Source organism: Streptomyces sp. NPDC001220, from assembly GCF_053597895.1.
The window spans coordinates 1-21648 of record NZ_JBSFJE010000007.1; the positions used below are offsets into that span (position 1 = coordinate 1).

At 71.6% G+C, this 21648-nt stretch carries 19 protein-coding genes, 1 tRNA gene and 2 pseudogenes; 10 read left to right on the plus strand and 12 right to left on the minus strand.

Annotated elements, in window-relative coordinates:
• Nucleotides 1-74 precede the first annotated feature (74 nt).
• The 3 genes and pseudogenes from ACWDGI_RS17985 to ACWDGI_RS17995 all read right to left on the minus strand — a co-directional run bounded on the left by ACWDGI_RS17985 (nt 75) and on the right by ACWDGI_RS17995 (nt 998).
• Nucleotides 75-311 carry a hypothetical protein gene (locus ACWDGI_RS17985; RefSeq protein ID WP_450760081.1) on the minus strand — a complete coding sequence of 79 codons (237 nt, stop codon included), beginning with the start codon at nt 309-311 and terminating at the stop codon, nt 75-77.
• Nucleotides 312-374: 63 nt separating this feature from the next.
• Nucleotides 375-758, minus strand: coding sequence for a hypothetical protein (locus tag ACWDGI_RS17990; RefSeq protein WP_450760715.1), 384 nt, complete (start codon nt 756-758; stop codon nt 375-377).
• Nucleotides 758-998 (minus strand): annotated as a pseudogene (locus tag ACWDGI_RS17995) (ATP-binding protein). The gene ACWDGI_RS17990 and the pseudogene ACWDGI_RS17995 overlap by 1 nt, the downstream one beginning before the upstream one ends.
• Between ACWDGI_RS17995 and ACWDGI_RS18000 the strand changes: the two are divergent.
• The 3 genes and pseudogenes from ACWDGI_RS18000 to ACWDGI_RS18010 all read left to right on the plus strand — a co-directional run bounded on the left by ACWDGI_RS18000 (nt 950) and on the right by ACWDGI_RS18010 (nt 3841).
• Nucleotides 950-2463 (plus strand): annotated as a pseudogene (locus tag ACWDGI_RS18000) (replication initiator). The pseudogenes ACWDGI_RS17995 and ACWDGI_RS18000 overlap by 49 nt on opposite strands.
• Nucleotides 2460-2672, plus strand: a complete 213-nt coding sequence (locus ACWDGI_RS18005; protein ID WP_381740982.1) for an excisionase family DNA-binding protein — start codon at nt 2460-2462, stop codon at nt 2670-2672. The pseudogene ACWDGI_RS18000 and the gene ACWDGI_RS18005 overlap by 4 nt, the downstream one beginning before the upstream one ends.
• Complete coding sequence (locus ACWDGI_RS18010; RefSeq protein WP_450760083.1) at nt 2672-3841, plus strand: tyrosine-type recombinase/integrase; 1170 nt, start codon at nt 2672-2674, stop codon at nt 3839-3841. The genes ACWDGI_RS18005 and ACWDGI_RS18010 overlap by 1 nt, the downstream gene beginning before the upstream one ends.
• Nucleotides 3842-3890: 49 nt before the next feature.
• On the opposite strand, the gene ACWDGI_RS18015 is transcribed toward ACWDGI_RS18010, so the two are convergent.
• A tRNA-Gly gene (locus tag ACWDGI_RS18015) sits at nt 3891-3964 on the minus strand.
• Between the two features lie 283 nt (nt 3965-4247).
• Here ACWDGI_RS18015 and ACWDGI_RS18020 point away from each other — a divergent pair.
• The 5 genes from ACWDGI_RS18020 (at nt 4248) to ACWDGI_RS18040 (ending at nt 7792) form a co-directional block, all read left to right on the plus strand.
• Nucleotides 4248-4412, plus strand: coding sequence for a hypothetical protein (locus ACWDGI_RS18020; RefSeq protein WP_362728503.1), 165 nt, complete (start codon nt 4248-4250; stop codon nt 4410-4412).
• Between the two features lie 73 nt (nt 4413-4485).
• Nucleotides 4486-5061, plus strand: a complete 576-nt coding sequence (dcd, locus tag ACWDGI_RS18025; protein WP_351709320.1) for a dCTP deaminase — start codon at nt 4486-4488, stop codon at nt 5059-5061.
• A 10-nt stretch (nt 5062-5071) separates the two neighbouring features.
• Nucleotides 5072-5584, plus strand: a complete 513-nt coding sequence (locus ACWDGI_RS18030; RefSeq protein WP_450760086.1) for a phosphoribosyltransferase — start codon at nt 5072-5074, stop codon at nt 5582-5584.
• Nucleotides 5585-5802: 218 nt separating this feature from the next.
• Nucleotides 5803-6381, plus strand: coding sequence for a TetR/AcrR family transcriptional regulator (locus tag ACWDGI_RS18035; protein WP_450760088.1), 579 nt, complete (start codon nt 5803-5805; stop codon nt 6379-6381).
• Between the two features lie 130 nt (nt 6382-6511).
• Nucleotides 6512-7792: an MFS transporter gene (locus tag ACWDGI_RS18040; protein ID WP_450760090.1), complete on the plus strand. Its 1281-nt coding sequence runs from the start codon at nt 6512-6514 to the stop codon at nt 7790-7792.
• A 200-nt stretch (nt 7793-7992) separates the two neighbouring features.
• On the opposite strand, the gene ACWDGI_RS18045 is transcribed toward ACWDGI_RS18040, so the two are convergent.
• The 5 genes from ACWDGI_RS18045 to ACWDGI_RS18065 all read right to left on the minus strand — a co-directional run bounded on the left by ACWDGI_RS18045 (nt 7993) and on the right by ACWDGI_RS18065 (nt 15347).
• Nucleotides 7993-9021, minus strand: a complete 1029-nt coding sequence (locus tag ACWDGI_RS18045) for a Yip1 family protein (protein ID WP_450760092.1) — start codon at nt 9019-9021, stop codon at nt 7993-7995.
• Nucleotides 9022-9085: 64 nt separating this feature from the next.
• A complete protein-coding gene (locus ACWDGI_RS18050) occupies nt 9086-10513 on the minus strand; it encodes an FG-GAP-like repeat-containing protein (RefSeq protein WP_450760094.1) in 1428 nt (475 codons plus the stop codon).
• A 2-nt stretch (nt 10514-10515) separates the two neighbouring features.
• Nucleotides 10516-11964, minus strand: a complete 1449-nt coding sequence (locus tag ACWDGI_RS18055) for an FG-GAP-like repeat-containing protein (RefSeq protein WP_450760096.1) — start codon at nt 11962-11964, stop codon at nt 10516-10518.
• A gap of 247 nt (nt 11965-12211) precedes the next feature.
• Complete coding sequence (locus ACWDGI_RS18060; RefSeq protein WP_450760098.1) at nt 12212-13681, minus strand: FG-GAP-like repeat-containing protein; 1470 nt, start codon at nt 13679-13681, stop codon at nt 12212-12214.
• Nucleotides 13682-13868: 187 nt separating this feature from the next.
• Nucleotides 13869-15347, minus strand: a complete 1479-nt coding sequence (locus tag ACWDGI_RS18065) for an FG-GAP and VCBS repeat-containing protein (RefSeq protein ID WP_450760099.1) — start codon at nt 15345-15347, stop codon at nt 13869-13871.
• A 197-nt stretch (nt 15348-15544) separates the two neighbouring features.
• On the opposite strand from ACWDGI_RS18065, the gene ACWDGI_RS18070 reads away from it, so the two are divergent.
• On the plus strand, nt 15545-15868 hold the full coding sequence (locus tag ACWDGI_RS18070; RefSeq protein ID WP_450760101.1) for an antibiotic biosynthesis monooxygenase family protein: 324 nt from the start codon (nt 15545-15547) through the stop codon (nt 15866-15868).
• A 72-nt stretch (nt 15869-15940) separates the two neighbouring features.
• On the opposite strand, the gene ACWDGI_RS18075 is transcribed toward ACWDGI_RS18070, so the two are convergent.
• Together ACWDGI_RS18075 and sigJ are read right to left on the minus strand one after the other, a co-directional pair.
• The gene (locus tag ACWDGI_RS18075) at nt 15941-17140 is read right to left on the minus strand and encodes an NAD(P)/FAD-dependent oxidoreductase (RefSeq protein ID WP_450760103.1); all 1200 of its coding nucleotides are present in this window, start codon (nt 17138-17140) and stop codon (nt 15941-15943) included.
• Between the two features lie 121 nt (nt 17141-17261).
• Nucleotides 17262-18218 (minus strand): RNA polymerase sigma factor SigJ, encoded by a 957-nt coding sequence (gene sigJ / locus ACWDGI_RS18080; RefSeq protein WP_450760105.1) that lies wholly within the window; start codon nt 18216-18218, stop codon nt 17262-17264.
• A gap of 334 nt (nt 18219-18552) precedes the next feature.
• On the opposite strand from sigJ, the gene ACWDGI_RS18085 reads away from it, so the two are divergent.
• Nucleotides 18553-19383 carry a PP2C family protein-serine/threonine phosphatase gene (locus tag ACWDGI_RS18085; protein ID WP_450760107.1) on the plus strand — a complete coding sequence of 277 codons (831 nt, stop codon included), beginning with the start codon at nt 18553-18555 and terminating at the stop codon, nt 19381-19383.
• On the opposite strand, the gene ACWDGI_RS18090 is transcribed toward ACWDGI_RS18085, so the two are convergent.
• On the minus strand, nt 19358-21643 hold the full coding sequence (locus ACWDGI_RS18090; protein WP_450760109.1) for a tetratricopeptide repeat protein: 2286 nt from the start codon (nt 21641-21643) through the stop codon (nt 19358-19360). The two genes, ACWDGI_RS18085 and ACWDGI_RS18090, sit on opposite strands and share 26 nt — an antisense overlap.
• Nucleotides 21644-21648 lie beyond the last annotated feature (5 nt).

Below are 21648 nucleotides of genomic sequence, written 5' to 3' on the forward strand. Positions count from 1 at the left end.
TCCGTCATGGCAGCCAGTAAGCCACGATGTCTAGGTCAGACGTCAAGCATCACCTGACGCCGAATCGTCAAGCATCATCTGAGACCCGACACGGTGCTTGGGGTGGCTGTGATGCTGCGGGACTGTGCTGCCGCTCGGCGTAGAGCGTCGGCTACTCGGTCCGCGGCTTCGGCGGACAGGAGGATCTCTTGGGTCCACAGAATCGAGAGCCTGATGTCACCGTTGAGCAGGTTGGTGGCAACGTCGACTTCCGTGCCGTTGCCGGTGACGTCGTACACGTTGAGGTCCGGATCACTGCTGTAGGCGCTCATGCAGGCGAGCATGCCTGAGGCCCGGCTCCAGAGTGAGGCCGGGCCGTCAAGCATCAAGTGAACCTAGGCTCCCTTCGCCTGGGGCTTGAAGGTGTATGCACAGGGGGGGAGTTGTTCGTCGTGCCGATGAGCCAGCGGAAGGAAGACCACGGGCCGGATCGTCCATGTGATGCGAGTGTTGACCTGGGTGACGGACACCGTGCAGGGCTCTAAGCGCAGCAGGGCTCGTCGGGTTTCGGCGCGGCCGTCGTGGAGCCATGCCCATACCTCGTCCGAGACGTCCGGGTCGAGTGCCGGTGAGATGGTGCGCAGTGCGATGGCGACCCATCTGTCTGCCTGGGGTGCGGAGTAGGCGTCGAAGGATGCCCGGAGTGCCGGCCACTGCATCCCGTCGGTGAGGTCCTCGGTCCAGCACTCGCACCAGAAACCCCGCCGGGGCTTGTCCATCAGCACGGATGGCCTCCCCGCCGGGCGTTCACGAAGAGTTCCGCGGTGACCGTGTAGCCGCCGCCCGCGCCCTGGACGACGACCCTGTGGGCGAGGGCGCTGACCATGCCCAGGCCTCGGCCGTGCTCGGCGTCCTGGTCCTGGTGCTCGACCTTCGGGGCGCCGCCGCCTCCGTCGTCCGTGGTGGAGGAGTGCGTTCGTGCTCAGCTCGCTCACGATCAGGGCTGCGTCGTCCGCCAGGGGCGATCACAACCGGCGCTGACCTCTCCCGCCCGACCCCTGGGGCGGCCACGACACCGCCAAGCATCCGGCCGCCCCCGGGGCCCGTCACTCCTGACCGAGCCAGCCAGAAGGAGCCAGCCATCTTCACCCGCACCACCCCGCCCCCGCTCCGCGAACTCACCAGCCTCGCTTCCGGCGGCACCCTGCCCGGTATCCTCCGCCAACTCTCCGGCCTCGGCGGCTGCACCAACCCTGTCCGCCTCGACGGCCACCGCACCGAGTACGACGTCGACACCACGACCGGCGAGATCGGCCGCATCCTCCAGCACCTCAACTCGACCGACCTGCCCGCCGGCCAACTCCTCGTCCGCTGCAACAACCGCCGCACCACCCGCTGCGCGGCCTGCGCCGAGGTCTACCGCCGCGACACCTTCCACCTGATCACCGCCGGACTACGTGGCGGTAAGGGCACCCCGGAACACGTCGCCGCGCACCCCCGCGTCTTCGCCACCTTCACCGCGCCCGGCTTCGGCCCGTCCACAACCGCCGCACCGACGGCCGTGCCTGCCGCTGCGGCACCCACCACGACCAGGACGACGACGCCCTCGGCACCCCGCTCGACCCCGAGGCCTACGACTACGAAGCGGCCGTGCTCTGGAACGCCCACGCTGGTGCCCTCTGGCGGCGCTTCTCGATCTACCTCCGCCGGGAGGTCGCCAAGCGCGCAGGCCTCTCACAACGCCGCCTACGCGACCACGCCCGCGTCTCCTTCGCCAAGGTCGCCGAGTACCAAAAGCGCGGCGCCGTCCACTTCCACGCCGTCATCCGCCTCGACGGCCCGCAAGGCGGCGACACCCCACCTCCGCCCTGGGCCACCGCCGAACTCCTCACCGACGCGATCCAGACCGCCGCCACCAAGGTCCGGGTCGACGGCCCGACCCTCGACGGACACACCCACACCTTCACCTTCGGCCGCCAACTCGACGTCCGCACCATCCGATCCGCCGACTTCGACACCGGCACGGAACTGACCGAACGAGCTGTCGCCGCCTACATCGCCAAGTACGCCACCAAGGGCGCCGAGACAGCCACGGGAGCCCTCGACCGGCCGCTGAAGTTCGCCGCCGAACTCGCCCAGCTCGACATCACCGACCACGCCCGCCGCCTCATCCGAACCGCCTGGACCCTCGGCGCCCGCAAGGACCTCGAACACCTCCGCCTGCGCGCCTGGGCCCACATGCTCGGCTTCCGCGGCCACTTCTCCACCAAATCCCGCCGCTACTCCACCACCCTCGGCGCCCTTCGAGACGCCCGCGCCGAATGGCGCCGCGCCCAAGCGGAAGTAGCAGCCAACCCTCAGCCGGACACGACGTACGTCCTCGCCCACTGGGTCTTCGCCGGCACCGGCCTCAGCGCCGCCGAGACCTGGCTCGCCGCATCCCTCGAACCAGCCCCCGGAACGGAAGGAGAACCCACCACATGACCGACCGCTACCTGTCCGTCGACCAGGTCGCCGAGCTGCTCGGCACGACCACCCGCTTTCCCCGGCGGCTGATCGAAGAACGGCGCATCCGGTACGTGAAGGTCGGTCGGCACGTACGCATCCCCGAGAGCGCGGTCGACGAGTTCATCCAGTCCCGCACCGTGGAGCCGTTGAGGCGTCCCCGCACCGGCTTCAGGAGGGCCGCCTGATGGCCAACAGCAAGGGCAGGCGCCGCCGCTTCGGCGCGATCAGACGGCTTCCTTCCGGCCGGTACCAGGCGCGCTATCCGGGCCCTGACGGCGTGATGCGTCCGGCTCCGATCACCTTCGAGACGACGGCGGACGCGGACGACTGGCTTGCCGAGAAACAGACGGAGATCCGACGGGGCGAATGGCGCGATCCCGAGGCGGGCGCCGTGAGCTTCCGGGCCTACGCCGCCAAGTGGGTCGACGAACGGGAGATCGCGCCCCTCACCCGCGACCTCTACCGCTACCTCCTCGACAAGCACCTGTTCGCCTTCACCGAGTCGGACTTGGACGAGATCACAGCTCCGCGCGTGCGTGAGTGGCGCGCCGATCGGCTGCGGACCGCCAACGCCAAGACGATGACCGCCAAGGCGTACCGGCTCCTCAAGGCCATCATGGAGACGGCCGTGGACGACGAGTTGATCACTCGCAACCCGTGCCGGATCAAGGGCGCCGGTAAGGAGATGGCGGCTGAGCGGCGCATCGCCACCGTGGCCCAGGTCGACGCACTCGCCAACGCCGTGGGGATGCGATGGCGGCTCATGGTCTACCTCGGTGCGTACGGTCCGATGCGTCCGGAAGAGCTGGCCGGCCTCCGCCGCCGGGATGTCGACCTCGACAACCTGCGTGTTCGTGTGCGCCTCGCAGAGCCGGAGCGGATGAACGGGCGACGGGTACAGGGCGACACCAAGTCCGAGGCCGGAACACGGACTGTGATTCTTCCCGCGTTCCTCCACCGGGAGCTCCGCTGGCATCTGGAGAGCTACGCCGAGCAGGGGCCGGATGGGTTGCTCTTCGTCGGGGAAAAGGGTGCTCCCTTCCGGCGCAGCACCTTCGGGCGGAGGTGGCGGAAGGCGCGGGAGATCGTCGGTATGCCTGAGGGCTTCCGGTTCTACGATCTCCGGCACACGGGGCACACGCTGTCCACGCGCTCCGGGGCCACGCTCAAGGACACGATGGTCCGGGCCGGACAGTCCTCCGAGAAGGCGGCGCTGATCTATCAGCACTCCGACGACGAGCGGCAGGAGGAGGTCGCCGCCGGGCTGGACGCCACGGTCCGTAAGGCACGGGCAGCCGCCGCGCAGAGAGCGCCTGAGAAGCCTTCTGGCACGAATCTGGCACGCGACAACTGATCACCATGGACAGCAAAAAGGCCCGGGTCTCTGACCTGGGCCTTCTCCATGGAGCGGGTGACGAGAATCGAACTCGCGCTCTCAGCTTGGGAAGCTGATGTTCTACCATTAAACTACACCCGCGTAAGACGCCGACCGGAGTCGGTGTCCGAACGCTCGCTCACTGTACCTCATCGTGAACCCCCGGCGCTCAGGCCTTGGGGTTCGCGTGCGTTTCAGGGGTGGGCCGGGGGTGGGATCCGGGTGCGGGCGGCCGGAGTTGGGGCGTACGGTGGGGGCTCGGGAGAGGGGCCGGGCGCGCCGGAGTGCCGCCTGGAGAGCCGTCCCTTAGATCCCGTAATGTGGCTTTCCGTCGTCACGGCAGTAAGCCCGACGCGGCTCCTGGGGAAGGGATTCAAGGGACTTGATGGAACGCACCGTCGTCCGCTGTGCCGAAGGGCACGTGTTCAGCACCACTTCGTTCCCGATGCAGCAGGCCGAGCGGCTCGGCCCTGGTCGGCTCGTCCGGTGTCCCAAGTGCGCCCGGCTGCGCAGCGTCGTGCCGGTCGCCCTGGAGAAGCAGCAGCAGTAGCCGGCAGCAGTAGCACGGGCGCGTGGACTGTCACGATTGTCGTGGGTCCGCGCGCCTTGCGTATCCTCGGGGCGTGCTTCTCTCAGACAAGGACATCCGGGCCGAGATCGACGCCGGGCGGGTACGGATCGATCCCTACGACGAATCCATGGTGCAGCCGTCGAGCATCGACGTGCGGCTGGACCGCCTGTTCCGGGTGTTCGAGAACCACCGGTACCCGCACATCGACCCCTCCGTCGAGCAGCCGGACCTGACCCGGCTGGTCGAGCCGGAAGGCGACGAACCCTTCATCCTCCACCCCGGGGAGTTCGTCCTCGCGTCGACGTACGAGGTCATCTCGCTCCCCGACGATCTCGCGTCCCGGCTGGAGGGGAAGTCCTCGCTCGGCCGGCTCGGGCTGGTCACGCACTCCACCGCCGGGTTCATCGACCCGGGGTTCAGCGGGCACGTGACCCTTGAGCTGTCCAATCTCGCGACCCTCCCCATCAAGCTGTGGCCGGGCATGAAGATCGGGCAGCTGTGCATGTTCCGGCTCTCCTCCCCCACCGAGCACCCCTACGGCAGTGAGCGCTACGGCTCCCGCTACCAGGGGCAGCGCGGGCCCACCGCCTCCCGCTCCTACCTCAATTTCCATCGGACGCAGGTGTGAGGGACCGGTCATGAGCAGTGACGTACGGGAGAACCTCACCTACGAGCGGTTCGGCGTCGCCGTGCGCGAGCTCGCGCAGACCATCGCCGACGACGGGTTCGAGCCCGACATAGTGCTGAGCATCGCCCGCGGTGGCGTGTTCGTCGCCGGCGGGCTCGCCTACGCCCTCGACTGCAAGAACCTGCATCTGGTCAACGTGGAGTTCTACACGGGGGTGGGGACGACTCTCGAGATGCCGGTCATGCTCGCGCCGGTCCCCAACGTCATCGACTTCAGCGAGAAGAAGGTGCTGATCACCGACGACGTCGCCGACACCGGCAAAACGCTGAAGCTGGTCCGCGACTTCTGCCTGGACACCGTCGCCGAGGTCCGGTCCGCGGTGATCTACGAGAAGTCCCACTCGCTCGTGAAGTGCGAGTACGTGTGGAAGCGGACCGACGACTGGATCAACTTCCCGTGGAGTGTCCTGCCTCCGGTACACAAGTCGGGCGAGGCGCCCAGGGAGAACAAAGAAGCGCTCTGACCTGCACCTGCTCCAGGTACCTGAGAGTCCCTCGCTGGATCGGCGAGGGACTCTCCTGCTATCCGGACCTTCGCTGTGAGGACGCGGATGCGAGATGGATGCCGCCCTGCTCGTGTTCGCCGGCGGCCGCCCCTGTTCGTCGGTGCTCTATTCGTTGGCGCTCTCCACAGCCGAGGGTTTTTGACCTGGAGGTCCAATTGCGTGTTAGGGTCGCCCGCATGACGAGGCCCAAGCAGTTCGACCCGGACGTCGCCGTGGAACAGGCCATGGAGGTGTTCTGGCGGAAGGGTTACGCGTCCACCACGCCCCAGGACCTGGTGGACGCCCTCGGGATCGGAAAAGGCAGCCTCTACAACGCCTTCGGCAGCAAACGCGGCCTGTTCGAGCAGGCACTCCGGCGCTATCGCGAACGGCAGACGAGCGTGCTGCTGCAGGCGCTCGAGGAACCCGGACCGGCGAAGGCGCGCCTGCGCAGGGCTCTTGAGACCCTCGTGCGGACGGATCTGGCCGACCCGGACCGCCGCGGCTGCCTGGCAGTGAACACGGCGGCGATAGTGGCGCGGACCGACGAGGTGGCGACCGATCTCATCCGCCGCGCCTTCGAGCGCAACGAGAGCGCCTTCCGTGCCGTGATCGAGGAGGGGCAGCGCTCGGGGGAGATCTCGCCCGAACGTGACCCCGCCGGCCTGGCCGCCATGCTGCAGAACACGGTGGTGGGGCTGCGCCTCGCAGTGCGCGTCGCCGATGACGCGGACCGGCCGGCCCGCATCATCGACACGGTGATCGACTCCCTGTGACCGTCCGCCCCCCACTTTCGGGCTCCGGCCCCTGACATCAACCCACCGACCCCCTGCGGGTCCCCTGCGTGCCCGCACCTGGGTCCCGTCTGCCCTTGTTTTGTACCTCAAGTTCAAGAACGGTGCTTCCGTGCAACCTTTCCTCAATACCCGTGCCGCCTTCTGGACCGCGGGCGCCGTCGTCGCCCTCGCACTCTGGACCAGCGCGTGCCCCACCATGACCTATCCGCTCTACCAGGCCGACTGGAACGTCTCGACGACCACGGTGACCTGGATCTTCGCCGCGTACCCGATCGCGCTGATCCCCGTTCTGATCGTCTTCAGCGACCTGTCCGACCACATCGGGCGGCGGTCCGCCATGCTGCTCGGCCTGCTGGCCGAACTCGCCGGGGTGCTCCTCTTCGCATTCGCCGACGGCGTCCCCTGGCTCCTGGCCGGGCGGGCGTTCATGGGCCTCGGCGTCGGCCTGTCCCTGAGCCCCGCAAGCGTGGCCATGGTGGAGTTCAGCGCCCGGGGCAAGGAAGGACGCGCCGGATCGGTCGGCACGGCCGTCTCCTCGTCCGGTATCGCCCTGGCCATGCTGGTCGGCGGCGCCCTGACCCAGTACGCCCCCTTCCCGCTGCACCTGAACTTCTTCGTCCTCGCCGCCGTGATCGCGGTCGTCGTCTGCTTCGTCGCAGGCATGCCGCACCACACCGCGAACGAGACGAGCACCCGGTGGCGCATGCGCGCGATCATCATCCCCCGGGGCAACCGCGGGGTCTTCACCGCCGGCGCGTTCGCGTTCGCGTCGTCCTTCCTCCTCGGCGCCATCGTGCTGCCGCTCGGCGCGAAGATCGCCCACCAGCTGGCGGGTTCGACCAACGCCCTGGTCACCGGCGCGCTGCTGTCGGTGTTCGCGGCGTTCATCGCGGTCAGCGCCCTGCTGGCCCGGCGCCTGAGGCCGTGGACCCTGGTGACCGTCGGCGCAGCCGGGTCGGTCGCCGCGGTGTGGCTCTTCGTCGTCACCAGCGCCACCCACTCGATGGCGGTCTTCCTCCTCGCCTCGGCGTGCGCGGGCGCGGCCTACGCCTTCGACTTCGCCGGCGGACTGACCGTCCTCAACGCCTACGCGGCACCGCACCACCGCGCGAGCATGGTGTCCGGCGGCTACCTCGCCGGCTATCTCGCCCAAGGTGTCGGGGCGCCCGTACTCGGCTGGGTCGTCACCGCGCACGGACTGCCGACGGGTCTGCTCACCGGCGCCGCGTCCTTCAGCGTCTTCTTCGGCGCGGCGCTCCTCATGGGTCTGGTCATGCTGTCGCGCACGCGGCGTGCCGGATTCCGGGTGGCTGACGGCGTCGCGGCCCGTTCAGCCCCCGCCGCGCAGCGCGCCGCGGACGGCGTCCACGAAACCGTTGACCGTAAGTGAGCATTCAGCGGCACCCGTGTTGCTCAACCCACCACCTGGGCGACCGGGGGCGGCAGAGGCCGGGACAGGGGTCAGCCGGAGGCCGGCAGAGACCGGGACAGGGGTCAGCAGGTGGCCGGCCGGGGTCTCGGGGGGGGCTGGGGTACGGCAAGGGCCCCCGGCCGAGTCGCCGGGGGCCCTTGCCGTGTGTGGGTGGAAGCCTAGAACGTGCCCAGCTTCACGATCGACAGCAGGGCGATCAGCTGGATCGCCGACGCGCCCAGGGCCTTCGGCCACGGCAGGTCGTGGGACTTGCCGACCATGAGGGTGAGGAGGGCGCCGGCCGCGATCCAGGTGGCCCAGCCGAGGATCTGCACGAAGCCCGCGTCGCCGCCGAAGAACATGGCGAAGAGCAGACGGGGGGCGTCGGTGATCGACGTGATCAGCATCGACAGGCCGACCGTCGGCTGCCAGGCCCCGTCGCCGCCCAGCTGGCGGGCCAGGGTGTGGGTCACCACGCCCAGCACGAAGGAGGAGAGCACCATCGCGACCGCCGTCGTCAGCACGATCGGTACCGCGTTGGTGAGGGTCGCGCTTATCGCGTCCGAACGGGCGCCGTCGAAGCCGAAGACCGCGAGCAGGCCGTAGAGGAAGGTCACGATGAGGGCGGGCCCCCACATCGCGTAGTCCCGCATCCGCAGGAACGTCTGGTTCGGGGCGAGCACGATCCCCTTCAGCAGGTCCTTCCAGTGCAGGCGCGGGCCGATCGGTCCGGACGGCGCCGCCGAACCGGCGTGGTAGGTCGCGCCCCGCGTGTAGCCGTCGGCCTCGTCGACCGAGAACGCCTGGGTGTGGCCCGGATTGTCGGCCGCGTACGGGTCCGGAGTGCCGGCGCCCCGGCCGCCGTACCCGTGGTCGTCGCCGAAGTACTCCGGGCCGTCGCCGCCGGGCTGCCCCTGCCCCGGGTAGCCGCCGCGGCCCTGCGGCCAGCCGCCGCCCCCGCCGTTCTGCGGGTACGGCTGCGGAGCCGACGGGTACCCGTACGACGGTCCCGCCGGCTGCCCGCCGAAGCTCTGGGGCGGCGTCTGCTGCCCGTACGCGGGTTGTTGCGGTCGCGTGTGCGGGGCACGGTCGTCCCGGCCGCCGCGTCCGATCCTGAATCCAGCCACGTCATCGAACGTACCTGGTCCCGGAGATCGGTGTGGCGGGCTCGGGCGCCCGAGCCCGCCTTTGCCGCAGAGCTGTGACATCCCCTAAGGGATGCTCACGGGATACCCAAGGGGCGTTCAAGAACTCCCCCCAGGGGCCCGGGCGTCACTGGCCGATGGAGAATCCCAGCTGGGGCGCCCCCGCCGTCGAGACGCCCACCGACGTCGGTCCGAAGCTCACCGCGCCCGTCGCCGTCAGGCCCGAGGCGGAGCCGCGCAGGGTCCACACCGCGCCGTCCGAGCCGTTCTCGCCGCGCGCGCCGACCGCCAGATCGGCCTTGCGGTCACCGTCGAGGTCGGCCAGGTGGACGGCGGAGCCGAAGAAGTCGTTGTCCTCGTCGGCGCCGGGGACACCGGGTGTGTTCTCGGTGTAGCGGGTGGCGCCCGCGCCGGTCAGACCGGCCGCGGAGCCGCGCAGCAGTGTGACCGTGCCGGTCTGCCAGGCCGCGCCGACCCCCTCGTACTCGGCGCCGACCGCCACGTCGGCGTATCCGTCGCCGTTGACGTCGCCGATGGAGAGCGAGTCGCCGAACGAGCTGGTGCCCGGGGCGCGGGTGGCGCCGGGGACGCCCGGGCTGTCCTGGGTGAGCGCCGCCTGGGGTGTGGGGCTGATGCCGTGCGCGCCGCCCAGGTAGGCGGCGACCGTGCCGGGCCCGACCTTGTCGCCGTAGACCGTGTTGTAGGACGTGACGACGTCGTCGTAGCCGTCCCCGTTGAGGTCGCCGACGACCGCACGCTGCCAGCCGCCGCTCTCCAGCGTCCGCTGGGCCTTCGGCCGGGACTCCGCGCCCAGGTACACCAGGTTGCCGTCGATGTAGTCGCCGGTCCCCGACTGGATCGAGCCGCTGATCACCAGGTCGTCGACGCCGTCGCCGTTGATGTCGCCGGCGGCCAGCGACTGGGAGCCGTAGAGGTTGCCGGTGGCCAGGGGCGGCACCACCCAGGTGCGGGACGCGGCCCCGTTGGTCTTGGTGAAGGCGCCCCGGAAGATCTGCACGTCGGCGCCGGTGCTGCCGACGGCCAGGTCCGCCCGGCCGTCCGCGGTGAAGTCGCCGACCGCCAGGGACATGCCGAAGCGGGTGTGGGAGGTGCGGGCCGGGTCGGCGACGATACGACCACCGGTCAGGCCCTTCTTGCTCCCCCACACGATCGTCACCGACCCGGCCTCGCCGTCCTCGCCCTCGGCGCCCACGACCAGGTCGGCGTACCCGTCCCGGTTGAGGTCCCCGAAGGCGAGCGACGAGCCGAACGCGTCGTCCTTCTCGGCCGTGCCCGGGACGCCCGCCGAGTTCTGGGTGACGACGGTACGGCTGGACGCCCTGACACCGGACCTGGAGCCGTAGGTGACGACCACCGCGCCCGCCCGCGCCCTGCCGCCGACCGTGGCGCCCGGGGCGGCGGTGGCGAGGTCGCGGTAGCCGTCACCGTTGAAGTCGTCGGCGTACCTGGCCGGCGCGGCGGAGGCCGGGCCGGCCAGCGGGACGAGCCCTGCGGTCAGGAGTGCGGCAAGGGTCGCCGCCGTGCGCATACGCATGATCAGCCCTCCAGTAGGTCGCCGAAGTAGGCGGTCCCCGACGGGCCGCCCAGGGTGGTGCCGGTGAAGGTCCTGGAGCCGCCGGCCTGGACGCCGGAGGCCGTGGACTTGAACAGCCAGACGGCGCCGGCGCCCTTGTCCTCGTTCGAGGCGGAGGTGACCAGCTCGGCCCGCCCGTCGCCGTTCGCGTCGATGAGGCGGACGGCCGCGCCGAAGTTGTCGAGGGTCTCCGCGGTGCCGGGGACGCCCGCCGTGTTCTGGGAGAAGAGCTTGGCGCCGCCACCGGTCAGTCCGGAGGCGGAGCCGCGCAGGATGGTGACCGTGCCCGCCTTCCGCGCCGAGCCGAGGGTCTCGTCCTCGGTGCCGACCGCGATGTCGGGGTACCCGTCGCCGTTGACGTCCCCGGCGGACAGGCTCCAGCCGAAGCCGTCGTTCTTCTCGCCCTTCTCGGGCACGCCCGCCGTGTCCTGGGTGATCCGGACCGGCGTACGGCTGCCGAGGCCGCCGGCCGCGCCGTACGTCACCGTGACCGCCCCGCCGAGGCCGCCGTTCGGCTCGGTGGCCGACTTCTCCAGGAAGTTGCCGGTGACGATGTCGCCGTAGCCGTCCTTGTTCACGTCGGCGATGACCGCCTCGTAGCCGCCCGCGAGCTTCTTGCCGGCCTTGAGCGTGCCGGTGGCGGAACCCGTGTAGAGGACGCTGCGGGTGCGGTAGTCGCCGGAGGCGGTCTCCTCCTGGCCCATGACCAGCAGGTCCGTCCTGCCGTCGCCGTTGACCTCGCCTGCGATGAGCTTGTCGGTGTTGACGCCGGTCTGGGTGGAGGTGTCGATGCCGACGAGGGAGGCCGCCTTGCCCTTGCGGGTGATGGGGCCCCGGAAGATGTTCAGCTCGGGCGCGGCGACGTTGCCGACGGCGAGGTCGGTGTGGCCGTCGCCGTCGAAGTCGCCGGCCGCCAGCGCCCAGCCGAGTTCGTTGCGGTACCTCGGCATCGGCGAGGAGAGGTTGCTGGCGCCCTTGAGGCCGCTCGCGCCACCCCAGAGCACGGTCACGTTGCCGTAGGAGTCGGTGGTGCCGATCCGCTCGCTGTGGACGCCCACGACGAGGTCGGTGTAGCCGTCGCCGTCGAGGTCGCCGGTGGTGAGCCGGTCGCCGAAGTAGTCGCCGGAGGCCGGGTTGCCGGGGACGCCGGTGGTGGCCTGGCTGATGATCTGGCGCTTGGTGGTGTCGAGGCCGTTCCTCGTGCCGTAGACGACCGCCACGTAACCGGCGCCGGACTTGCCGGAGACCTTGGCGACGGGTGCGGCGATCGCGAGGTCGCGGTAGCCGTCGCCGTTGAAGTCGCCGGACAGGCCCGAGGGGGCGGCGGTGGCGGAGGCGGTGGCGGCGGGCAGGGCGGTGAGCAGGCCCGTGGTGAGGGCCGTGGCGAGGAGCAGGGTGGTGCGCTTGGGCATGGATTTCCCCGTGAGGTGGTGAAGTGACGAGGTGAGGAGTGGCGAGGCGTGGGCGGGTGGCGGCGCGTCACCTCGTGGTGGTCACACCGCGGTTGCCGGTGCCGGTGCCGTCGCGGTTGCTTGCGGCGGAGCAGGTCGCCGTAGTTGCGGCGGAGCAGGTCGCCGTTGCCTGCGGCAAGGCTGTGGGGTCACTCAGATCCGGCCCCCAGGGGCCGGATCCGGGACCGTCGAGGGCCCAGGGCCGAGGTCAGCCGGTGAGGCCCATGCCGAACGCACCGTACGTACGGGAGAGCCCGAAAGTGCCCGGGCCGAAGGACTTGGCACCCGTCGCGGTGATGCCTGAGGCGCTGCCACGCAGGGCGGTGACCGTGCCGACACCCCCGTCCTCGAAGCCGGCCGCGACGGTCAGGTCCGCCTTGCCGTCCTTGCTGACGTCCGAGAGCACGAGGTCCGAGCCGAAGTAGTCCGTGGACTCGGCGGTGCCGGGGACACCGGTGGTGTTCTGGGAGATCGTACGGGCGCCGGTACGGGAGACGCCGCCTGCCGAGCCGTTCATCAGCACGACCAGGCCGGTGTCCTCGGCCGCGCCGATGTCCTTGAAGACGACGCCGATGGCCAGGTCGCCGTAGCCGTCGCCGTTGGTGTCGCCGATGGAGACGGCGCCGCCGAAGCCGTCGTCCGCCTTGTCGGTGCCGGGGACGCCGGTGGCGGACTGGGTGAGCTCGGCCATGGGGGCGTCGCCGTTGATCGGGCCGCCCCTGCTGCCGCTGATGACGACGACCTGGCCGCCGAGGGTGCCCGTGTGGTCGTCGTCCTTCGAGAAGACGTTGCCGATGGCGATCTCGTCGTAGCCGTCGCCGTTGATGTCGCCCAGGGCGAGGGAGGTGCCGCCGTTCAGCGGGCGCGGCTGGGTCACGACCACGCCCTTGGACGCACCGAGGTAGGCGGCGCCCTTGGACCAGCTGCCCGACGGGTCCGAGGTGAGCGCGGTGCGGTAGGTGAGGACGAGGTCGGCCTTCTTGTCGCCGTTGGTGTCGCCCGCGGCGAGCGCGTCGATGCCGAACTCCGCCTTTTCCGGCGTGGGGACCTTCTGGGTGCCGCCGGTGGTGCCGGACTTGGTGAAGCCGCCCTTGACGATGTAGGCGTACGACGCCGTCGTGCCGGACGCCAGGTCGGCCTTGCCGTCGCCGTTGAAGTCACCGGCGGCCAGGACCGAGCCCCAGGCCTCGTGCTTGACCGCGGACGGGTCCTTGACCGTCGTACCGTTCTTCAGGCCGCTCGCCGAACCCCACAGGATCGTGACCGAACCGCCGCCGGTGTCCGAGCCGTTGCTCTCGCCGGGCGCGCCGACGGCGAGGTCGGTGTAACCGTCCTTGTTGAAGTCGGCCACCGCGAGCGCCCGGCCGAAGAGGTCCTCGGTCTCGGCGGTGCCGGGGACACCGGCGGTGTTCTGGCTGACGATCGTGCGCTTGGCGGGGTTGAGTCCGGAGGCGCTGCCGTAGACGACGGCGACGTACCCGGCCATGCCCTTGCCGCCGACCTGGGCGTAGGGGGCGGCGAAGGCGACGTCGCCGTAGCCGTCGTGGTTGAAGTCGGCCTTGTAGGCGTGAGCCGTGGCGGCGGACGCGACGGGGGCCGAGAGGGTCAGCAGGCCACCGGTGAGCGCGGCGGCGGTGACCGTCGCGAGGGCGAGGCGGTGGCGGTGGTTTCCGTTCACGGGGAGGGAACTCCTGAGATCGGTGGCATCGGTGACATCGGTGCCGGAGGTACGCGGGTAGGTGGAGGCGGTGCGGCAGCAGGACGGGGCTCACGTGCGGGAGCGGGCGCGGGACCGGGCAGGCCCGTGGTCGTACGACCGACGGGCCCGCCCGTACGCCGTCCCGAGAAGCTCTTCCGGCCCGCGGTCAGTCGGCGAAGACGGCGCCGAGCTGCGGGGTGCCGGTCGTCGACACGCCCAGCTTGCTCGTGGACAGGGCGCGCGAACCGGTCGTGGTGATCTTCGAGCCGTTGGACGGCAGGTAGGTGACCGCGCCGTCGCCGGCGTTCTCGTACGAGCCGACGATCAGGTCGGCCCGGCCGTCGCCCGTGACGTCGTCGAGCTTGACGTCGACGCCGAAGAGGTCGTTCTTCTCGTCGTCGCCGGGGACGCCGGCCGTGCTCTGGGCGAAGGACTGGGCGCCGGAGGCGAGGTCGACCCCGGTCTTCGAGCCGTAGAAGACGGTGACCTGGCCGGTGTTGGAGTTGCTGCCGATGTCCTCGTACGGGGTGGTGACGACCAGGTCGGCGTAGCCGTCGCCGTTGACGTCACCGAGGTCGATCTCCCAGCCGAAGTTGTCGCCCTTCTCGGAGGTGCCGGGGACGTTGGAGGAGTTCTGGTTGAACATGGTGGCCTTGGCCGGGCCGGAGGCACTGCCGTAGGTGATGGCCACCCGGCCGCCGGTGGCGGAGTCCGGGAAGACGGTCCCGCCGCTGCTGGAGTCCCAGGAGGCGCCGCTGACGATGTCGCCGAAGCCGTCGCCGTTGATGTCGCCGACGCCGGTGACGATGCCGCTCTTCAGCGTCTTGGCGCCGGTGACGGTCACGCCCTTGGAGCTGCCCGGCAGCCAGTAGTTGGTGTTCCAGTGGTTGCTGGTCTTCGTCTCGTACCCGTCGACGACGAGGTCGGTACGGCCGTCGCCGTTGACGTCACCGGCGGTGAGCTTCATCGGGCCGTACGGGTAGGAGCTGGTGCCCGGCTCGATCGGCGGCTTGACGGTGTACCGGCCGCCGGGCGTGCCGCTCGCGGAGAAACCGCCCTTGAACACCCACAGGGTGGCGGCGGAGCTGCCGACGGCGAGGTCGGCCTTGCCGTCGCCGTCGAAGTCACCGGCGGCGAGCTGCAGCCCCCAGTAGTCGTGACCGCTCGGCGACGGGTCCTTGATGTCGACGCCCTTGCCGGTGAGTCCGCTCTTGGAACCCCACAGGAGGGTGACGGTACCGCCGTCGGTGTCGGTGCCGACCTTCTCCGACGGAGAGCTGACGGCGAGGTCGTCGTAGCCGTCCGCGTTGAAGTCGGCGTAGGCCAGCGCCTCGCCGAAGCTGTCGCCGGCCTCGGCGCTGCCGGGGACGCCGGCGCTGTTCTGGCTGAGGGTGGTGCGCTTGGTGGTGGTGATGCCCGAGGCGGAGCCGTAGAGGGCGACGACCTGGCCGGCGCCCTTGTGACCGCTGACGTAGGCGGTGGTGGCCGAGGTGGCGATGTCACCGATGCCGTCGCCGTTGAAGTCGGCGCGCGCGACCTTGAGGGAGTCCGCGGCCGTGGCCGAGGCGGCGGAGAACGTGAGCAGACCGCCCGTCAGCGCGGCCGCGGTGGCCGTCGCGAGGGCGAGTCGCGGGAACGTGTGCATGCGGGTCGTCTCCTGCGGCATGCGGGGGCCGCCCGCCTCCCGGCGGACGGCCGGAGTCAATTGGTGTCCGGCGATCAGGAGACCCGCACCGGGGAGTAAGGGTTGTACATGGGTTCGGTGAATCTTTGGGTCTGCTGTGACCTCGAAGCGGCTGTGACTTGCGGGGGTGTTGGTCCCGACTGGTGCACGATGGGCCCATGAGCGTAGTGAAGATCAACGTGCTGACCGTTCCCGCCGAGCAGCGGGAGACGCTGGAGAAGCGGTTCGCCTCCCGCGCCCACGCCGTGGAGAACTCGGACGGGTTCGAGTGGTTCGAGCTTCTCCGGCCGGTCGAGGGGACCGAGCAGTATCTGGTGTACACGCGGTGGCGGGACGAGGAGGCCTTCCAGGCGTGGATGGAGGGGCCGATGAAGACGGCGCATCAGGGGGGTGCGGAGGGCGAGCGTCCGAAGCCGGCGGCCTCCGGGTCGACGCTGTGGTCCTTCGATGTGGTGCAGTCGGCGGGGCCGAAGGGCGAGTAGCGACCGGTCCGCGTGCGGGATCACGGCGCGGCCCGCCGGAGTGGCGGGCCGCGCCTGTTCGGGTCGGTCGGGTCAGGCCGGGGTGGCTGTCCTCTCGGGTGCCGGGGCCGGCTTCGGCAGGGTGCGGCGGGTGCGGGTCGGGAGGGCGAGGGTCGGGTTGGCGACGGCCCAGGCCGCGCCCTTGCAGACCAGTTCCTTGTAGAGGGCGGCGGTACGACCCGTCAGGGCCGCCCGTACGGCGCGGTCGTCCGCGGTGACGTACTGGATCAGGCCCTGCCCGCGGCCCAGCGAGATGCACTGGTTGAAGTAGCGCAGCGGCACCTTCGGGAGTTTTCCGCCGGTCAGGCGGGCCGCGAGGGCGTCGGCGGCCTGCCACGCCATCGGGGCGCCCGTCGCGCACGACATGCGCAGCGGCTTGTCGCCGGGGCCGGTCGCCAGCGCCGCGTCGCCGACGGCGTACACGTCCGGGTGCGAGACCGACCGCATGGTCCCGTCGACCACGATCTGCCCGGAGCCGGTGACCTCCAGCGTGCTGGCCCGCGCGATGGGGTGGACGGCGAATCCGGTGGTCCACACCGTGACCGCGGCGGGGATCGTCCCGCCTTCGGCGGTGGTGACCCGGTCGGCCGCCACGGCGGTGACGGCGGTGTGCTCGTGCACGGTGACGCCGAGACCGTCGAGGACCTTCCGCAGGTGCCGGCCGCCCTTGGCGGAGAGCCAGTCGCCGAGGGCGCCGCGGGCGGCGAGGGCGACGGCGAGGTCCGGGCGGGCCTCGGCGATCTCGGTGACGGCCTCCAGGCCGGTGAGTCCGCCGCCGACCACGAGCACCGGTTCTCCGGCCGGCAGGGCGGCGAGGCGCTGGCGCAGCCGGAGCGCGCCGGGGCGGCTCGCGATCTGGTGGGCGTGCTCGGCGGTGCCGGGGACTCCCTGGTCGTTCCAGGCGCTGCCGAGGGCGTAGACGAGGGTGTCGTACTCCAGCACCTCCGTCTCCTCCCCGGCGTCGACGGTGGTGACCGTCCTGCGGTCGGCGTCCACGGCGGTGACCCTCGCGAGCCTCAGCTCCACGCCGGTGCCCGCGAACATCTCGGCGAACGGCCGGGCCTTGAGGTCCTGGCCGGTCGCGAGCTGGTGCATGCGGACGCGTTCGACGAAGTCGGGTTCGGCGTTGACGAGGGTGATGGCGACGTCTTCGCGGTGCAGTCGCCTGGCGAGACGGCCGGCGGCGATGGCTCCGGAGTATCCGGCGCCGAGGACGACGATGCGGTGCTGCATGTCCGTGCTCCTGTCGGGAAACGGCGAGTCTGGAAACGGAAACGGCGACCCGGGAAACGGCGAGTCGCCCCCTGAACCGGGCGGCCCGCCGTTTCCTGACAGGAACGTGGAGTGAGGCGGCTCACACAGGGTCGGAGAAGAGCCGGAGCAGGGGTTCGCCGTGGCCGGTGGCCGCCCACTGCCGGGTCGCTCGCTCGAGCTTGTCGGGGTTGACCTGGTTGCGGAGCGCGGCGATGCCCTCGGCGGTGATCTCCAGGCACATGACGCCGAAGACCCGGCCGCCGACGACGGCCACCAGGGCGTGGCCCCCGTTGGCAGTCGCGGCATGGATCTCGACCGGGCCGCCCGCCAGGGCCCGCTGTGCCGGGCCCGGTTTGAACAGGCCCCGCAGGAACGTCGCGACCGCGAGGGCACCCTTGAACCCCTTGGCGCCGGCCGGCACCTTCCCGCCGCCGTCGCCGACCGCGACGGCGTCCTGGGTGAGCAGCCGGACCAGCGGTTCGGTCCGGCCGCTGGTGGCGGCCGTGAGGAACTCCTCGATGATCCGCCGGGCGGCGGCCTCGTCGACCTCGGCGCGCGCCTTGCCGGCCGCGACGTGCTTCTTGGCCCGGTGGAAGGTCTGCTGGCTGGCGGCCTCGGTGATGTCGAGGATCCTGGCGATCTCCCGGTGCGGGTAGTCGAAGGCCTCCCGGAGCACGTACACCGCGCGTTCGCCGGGCGTGAGCCGCTCCAGCAGGGTCAGGACGGCGTACGACACGGACTCGCGCCGTTCGGCGGTGTCGGCGGGTCCGAGCATCGGGTCCCCGGCGAGCAGCGGCTCGGGCAGCCACTGGCCGACGTAGGTCTCGCGCCGGGCGCGGGCCGAGGTGAGCTGGTTGAGGCACAGGTTGGTGAGCACCTTCGTCAGCCAGGCCTCGGGGACCTCGATACGGCCGGTGTCGGCGGCCTGCCAGCGCAGATACGTCTCCTGCACGGCGTCCTCGGCCTCACTCGCGGAGCCGAGGAGGCGGTAGGCGATGGCCGCCAGCCGGGGCCTGGCCGCCTCGAACCGGTCCACCTCGCTCATGGTCTGGCCCATGGCCCGGATCCTAGCCCGCGCAGCCCTACGCCGACCGCGCCCCCGCCAACCTCCGGTCCCCCACCCCCGCCTCCGACCGCCCCTCGCACCCCATCCACTCCGGATGCCCCATCCACTCCGGATGCCCCATCCGACCCGGCTGCCCCGGCGGCCCCGCCAGCCTCCGCCTACCCCCGCGCCCCGCTGATCAGCGGAAAGCAGGCGTGGGCCGTCCTGACGTCCGCTGGGCTGCTGCATCCTCTCCTACGACCGCCCGCACACCTTCACCGCCGACGAACGCGCCGTCCTCAACCCGCTGGCCGGCCTGCTGGCCCAGGCACTGGACCGGGCCCGCGTGTACGACAGCCAGCACCACCTCGTCCACCAGCTCCAGCAGGCGCTGCTGCCCCGGGGCCTGCCCGCCCTGCCCGGTCTCGACGTCGCCGCCCGCTACCTGCCGGCCGGACACGGCATCGACGTCGGCGGCGACTTCTACGACCTGCTGCGGCTCGACGCCACCCACGCCGCGGCCGTCATCGGTGACGTGGAGGGCCACGGCATGGCCGCGGCCGCCCTGATGGGGCAGGTCCGCACCGCCATCCACGCCCACGCCACCACCGGGGCCGCCCCGGACCAGGTCGTCGCCCGCACCAGCCGGCTGCTCGCCGATCTCTCCTCCGACCTCCTGGTGACCTGCCTCCACGTCCACCTGGACCTCGTCGGCCAGGAACTGACCCTGGCCAGTGCCGGCCACGCACCGCCCCTGCTGCGCCCCGCACTCGGCCGGGCCCACTCCCTGCACGTCGACCCCGGGCCGCCGCTGGGCGTCGACACGGACGCCCGCTACCCCGTCACCCGCGCGGCGCTCCCGGCCGGCGCCGTCCTCGCCCTCTACACCGACGGCCTGATCGAACGCCCCGGCACCGAGGTCCCGCACGCCACCGCCGACCTCGCCGCCCACCTCGCCGCCCACCTCGCCCACCTCGCCGCCCACCTCGCCGACCTCGCCGCCCACCTCGCCCGCACCGACGTCCACGACCTGGTACGCCTCATCGACAGCCTCGTCCACCACACCTGGCCGGCCGGCGGTCACACCGACGACGTGGCGGTGCTCCTGCTGCGGACCGCCGCGGCGGCCGGACCGGACGGGGGCGCCGGGCTCAGTGGTGGTGGCCGTAGGCGGTAGTGGTGGTCCCGGCGCGGGTGGCCGCTTCCGCGGCGCGGTTCCTGGCGTGGGCGGCCTCCTCGGCACGGCCGGTGCTGTCCAGCACCCGGACCAGGTTGTTCCAGGTCAGGCTCATGGCGTACCAGTTGTCGGAGTCCCGGCGGATCCGGATGGACTCCCGCAGGACGGCGACGGCCGGCTCGGTCCGGCCCGCCGCGTGCAGGACGCAGCCGAGGCTGTTCAGGGAGTCGCCGTGCAGGAAGCGGTTGTCGGTCCGGTGGTGCAGGGCGCAGGCCCGCCGGAACGCGGCCACCGCCTCGTCGTACCGGCCCAGACCCTCCAGCGCCAGACCGAGGTTGTGCCAGGCCCGGCCCTCGTGGGAGAGGTCGCCGGTGTCACGGAAACGCTCGCAGGCCCGCCGGTGGGTGACCAGGGACTCGTCGGGACGGCCGGACCTGCGCTGTGCGAGACCGAGGTTGTTCCACGCCACGCCCTCGCCGTTCGGATCGCCGAGCGCGCGGAAGAGGTCCGCGGCGTGCACGAGGGGCTCGAAGGCCTCCTCGGAGCGGTCGGCCCGCAGCAGCGCGTTGCCGAGGTTGTTGCAGACGGCCGCCTCCGCGTGCCGGTCCCGCGACTCGGCCGCCCGGTCCCGGGCGGCGCGGCCGACGGCGACCCAGTCCTCGAAGAAGCGCCGCTCGCGCAGGAACCCGGCGAGGTGCAGCGCGAGTTCCACGGTGCGGACCGGGGCGTGTCCGTCGCGTTCGCCGGGTTCGTCGGGCCACTGGGCGGCGGCGACGAGGTTGACCCGCTCGGCGTCCAGCCAGCCGAGCGCCTCCGTCCGGCCCTTGAACAGGTCGGGCAGCGGGTCGTCGCCGGGCGGCCGCAGATGACGGTCGGCCGCCTCCGCCTTCGTCCGGTAGTGGTGGCGTATCCGCCGGCGTGCCTCGCGCCCCTCCTCCTCCAGCGCGGGGTCGTCGGCGGCCAGCGCGTTCGCGTAGCCGCGGACCAGGTCGTGTATGCGCCAGCGCTCGGGGAGTCCGCCGCCGCGCCCCTCGCCGGTGATCAGATGGGTGCCCACCAGGTCGTCGAGGAGTTCCAGCGCCAGAGACCGGTCCTGGCCGGTGGCCACCACCGCGGTCTCGGTGCTGAAGTCCGGGAAGGGCACCTGGGACAGCCCGCACAGCGCGCGGCGCCGGTCCGGGAGCAGCCGGCGGAAGGACACGTCGAACACCGGGGCCAGCGCGAGGGCCTTGCCGTATTCGTCGACGCCCCGGCTGCGCAGGACACTGCTCCGGTCGGCGGCGTCCCTCAGCTCCTCGACCAGGGAACCGAGCGGGTTGTCGCGGACCCGGCGCCGGTGCAGCCGGGCGGTGGCTATCCGCAGGGCGAGCGGCATACGGCAGCACAGCCGGGTCAGTTCGCCCACCGCCTCGGTCTCCTCCGGCGTCCACCCGGCCTCGGCGGTGGGGCGGCGCAGCGCGGGGGCGATCAGGCGGACGGATTCGCCGGGGCTGAGCGGCCCGAGGGGTAACTCGACGGCCGTCAGGGACTCGTGGCACTCCCGCGAGGTGATCAGGACGCAGTGCAGGCCGCTGGCGGGCAGCAGCGGTGAGACCTGCGCCGAGTCGGAGACGTTGTCCAGCACCAGCAGGACCCGCCGGCCGGCGTCGGCGAGCGCGGCGAGATGGCTGCGGTAGACGTCGAGCTGGTGGCCCTCCTCCCCGAAGTGGCCGACCCGGTCCGCGCCGGTGTCGAAGTCCCCCGCGGCCAAGGCGTGCAGCAACGACGTCACCGCCTGGGTGGGGGTGACCGGGTTGTCGTCGTAGCCCGCGAGGTCGAGGAAGAGGGCGCCGCCGGCGAACCAGCCCGCGGTGCGTGCCCGGTGCGCGGCCTTCAGGGCGAGGGCGGTCTTGCCCATGCCGCCGAGTCCGGTGACGACACAGACGACCGGTGCGTCCGGGGCCGGGTCGGCGGGCGCCCGCAGCCGTGCCTCCAGCGCGGCCAGCTCCGTCGCCCGCCCGGTGAAACCGGCCTGGACCATGGGCAACGTGCACGGACCGGTCCGGTCGGGGGGCGTCCCGTGCTGCACGACCACCTTCCCGACGACGGGCCCCATGAAGGTGCTCCGCCGGAAGTCGACGCGGTCGCCGACGTGGTCGCCGCCCGGGTCCCGGTCGTCGTCGCCGGGTCCCGGTTCGTCGTCGCCGGGTCCCGGTTCGTCGTTGCCGGGTGCCGGTTCGTCGTTGCCGGAGTCCGGTGTCCGGCCGTCACCTGCGTGCACCCGTG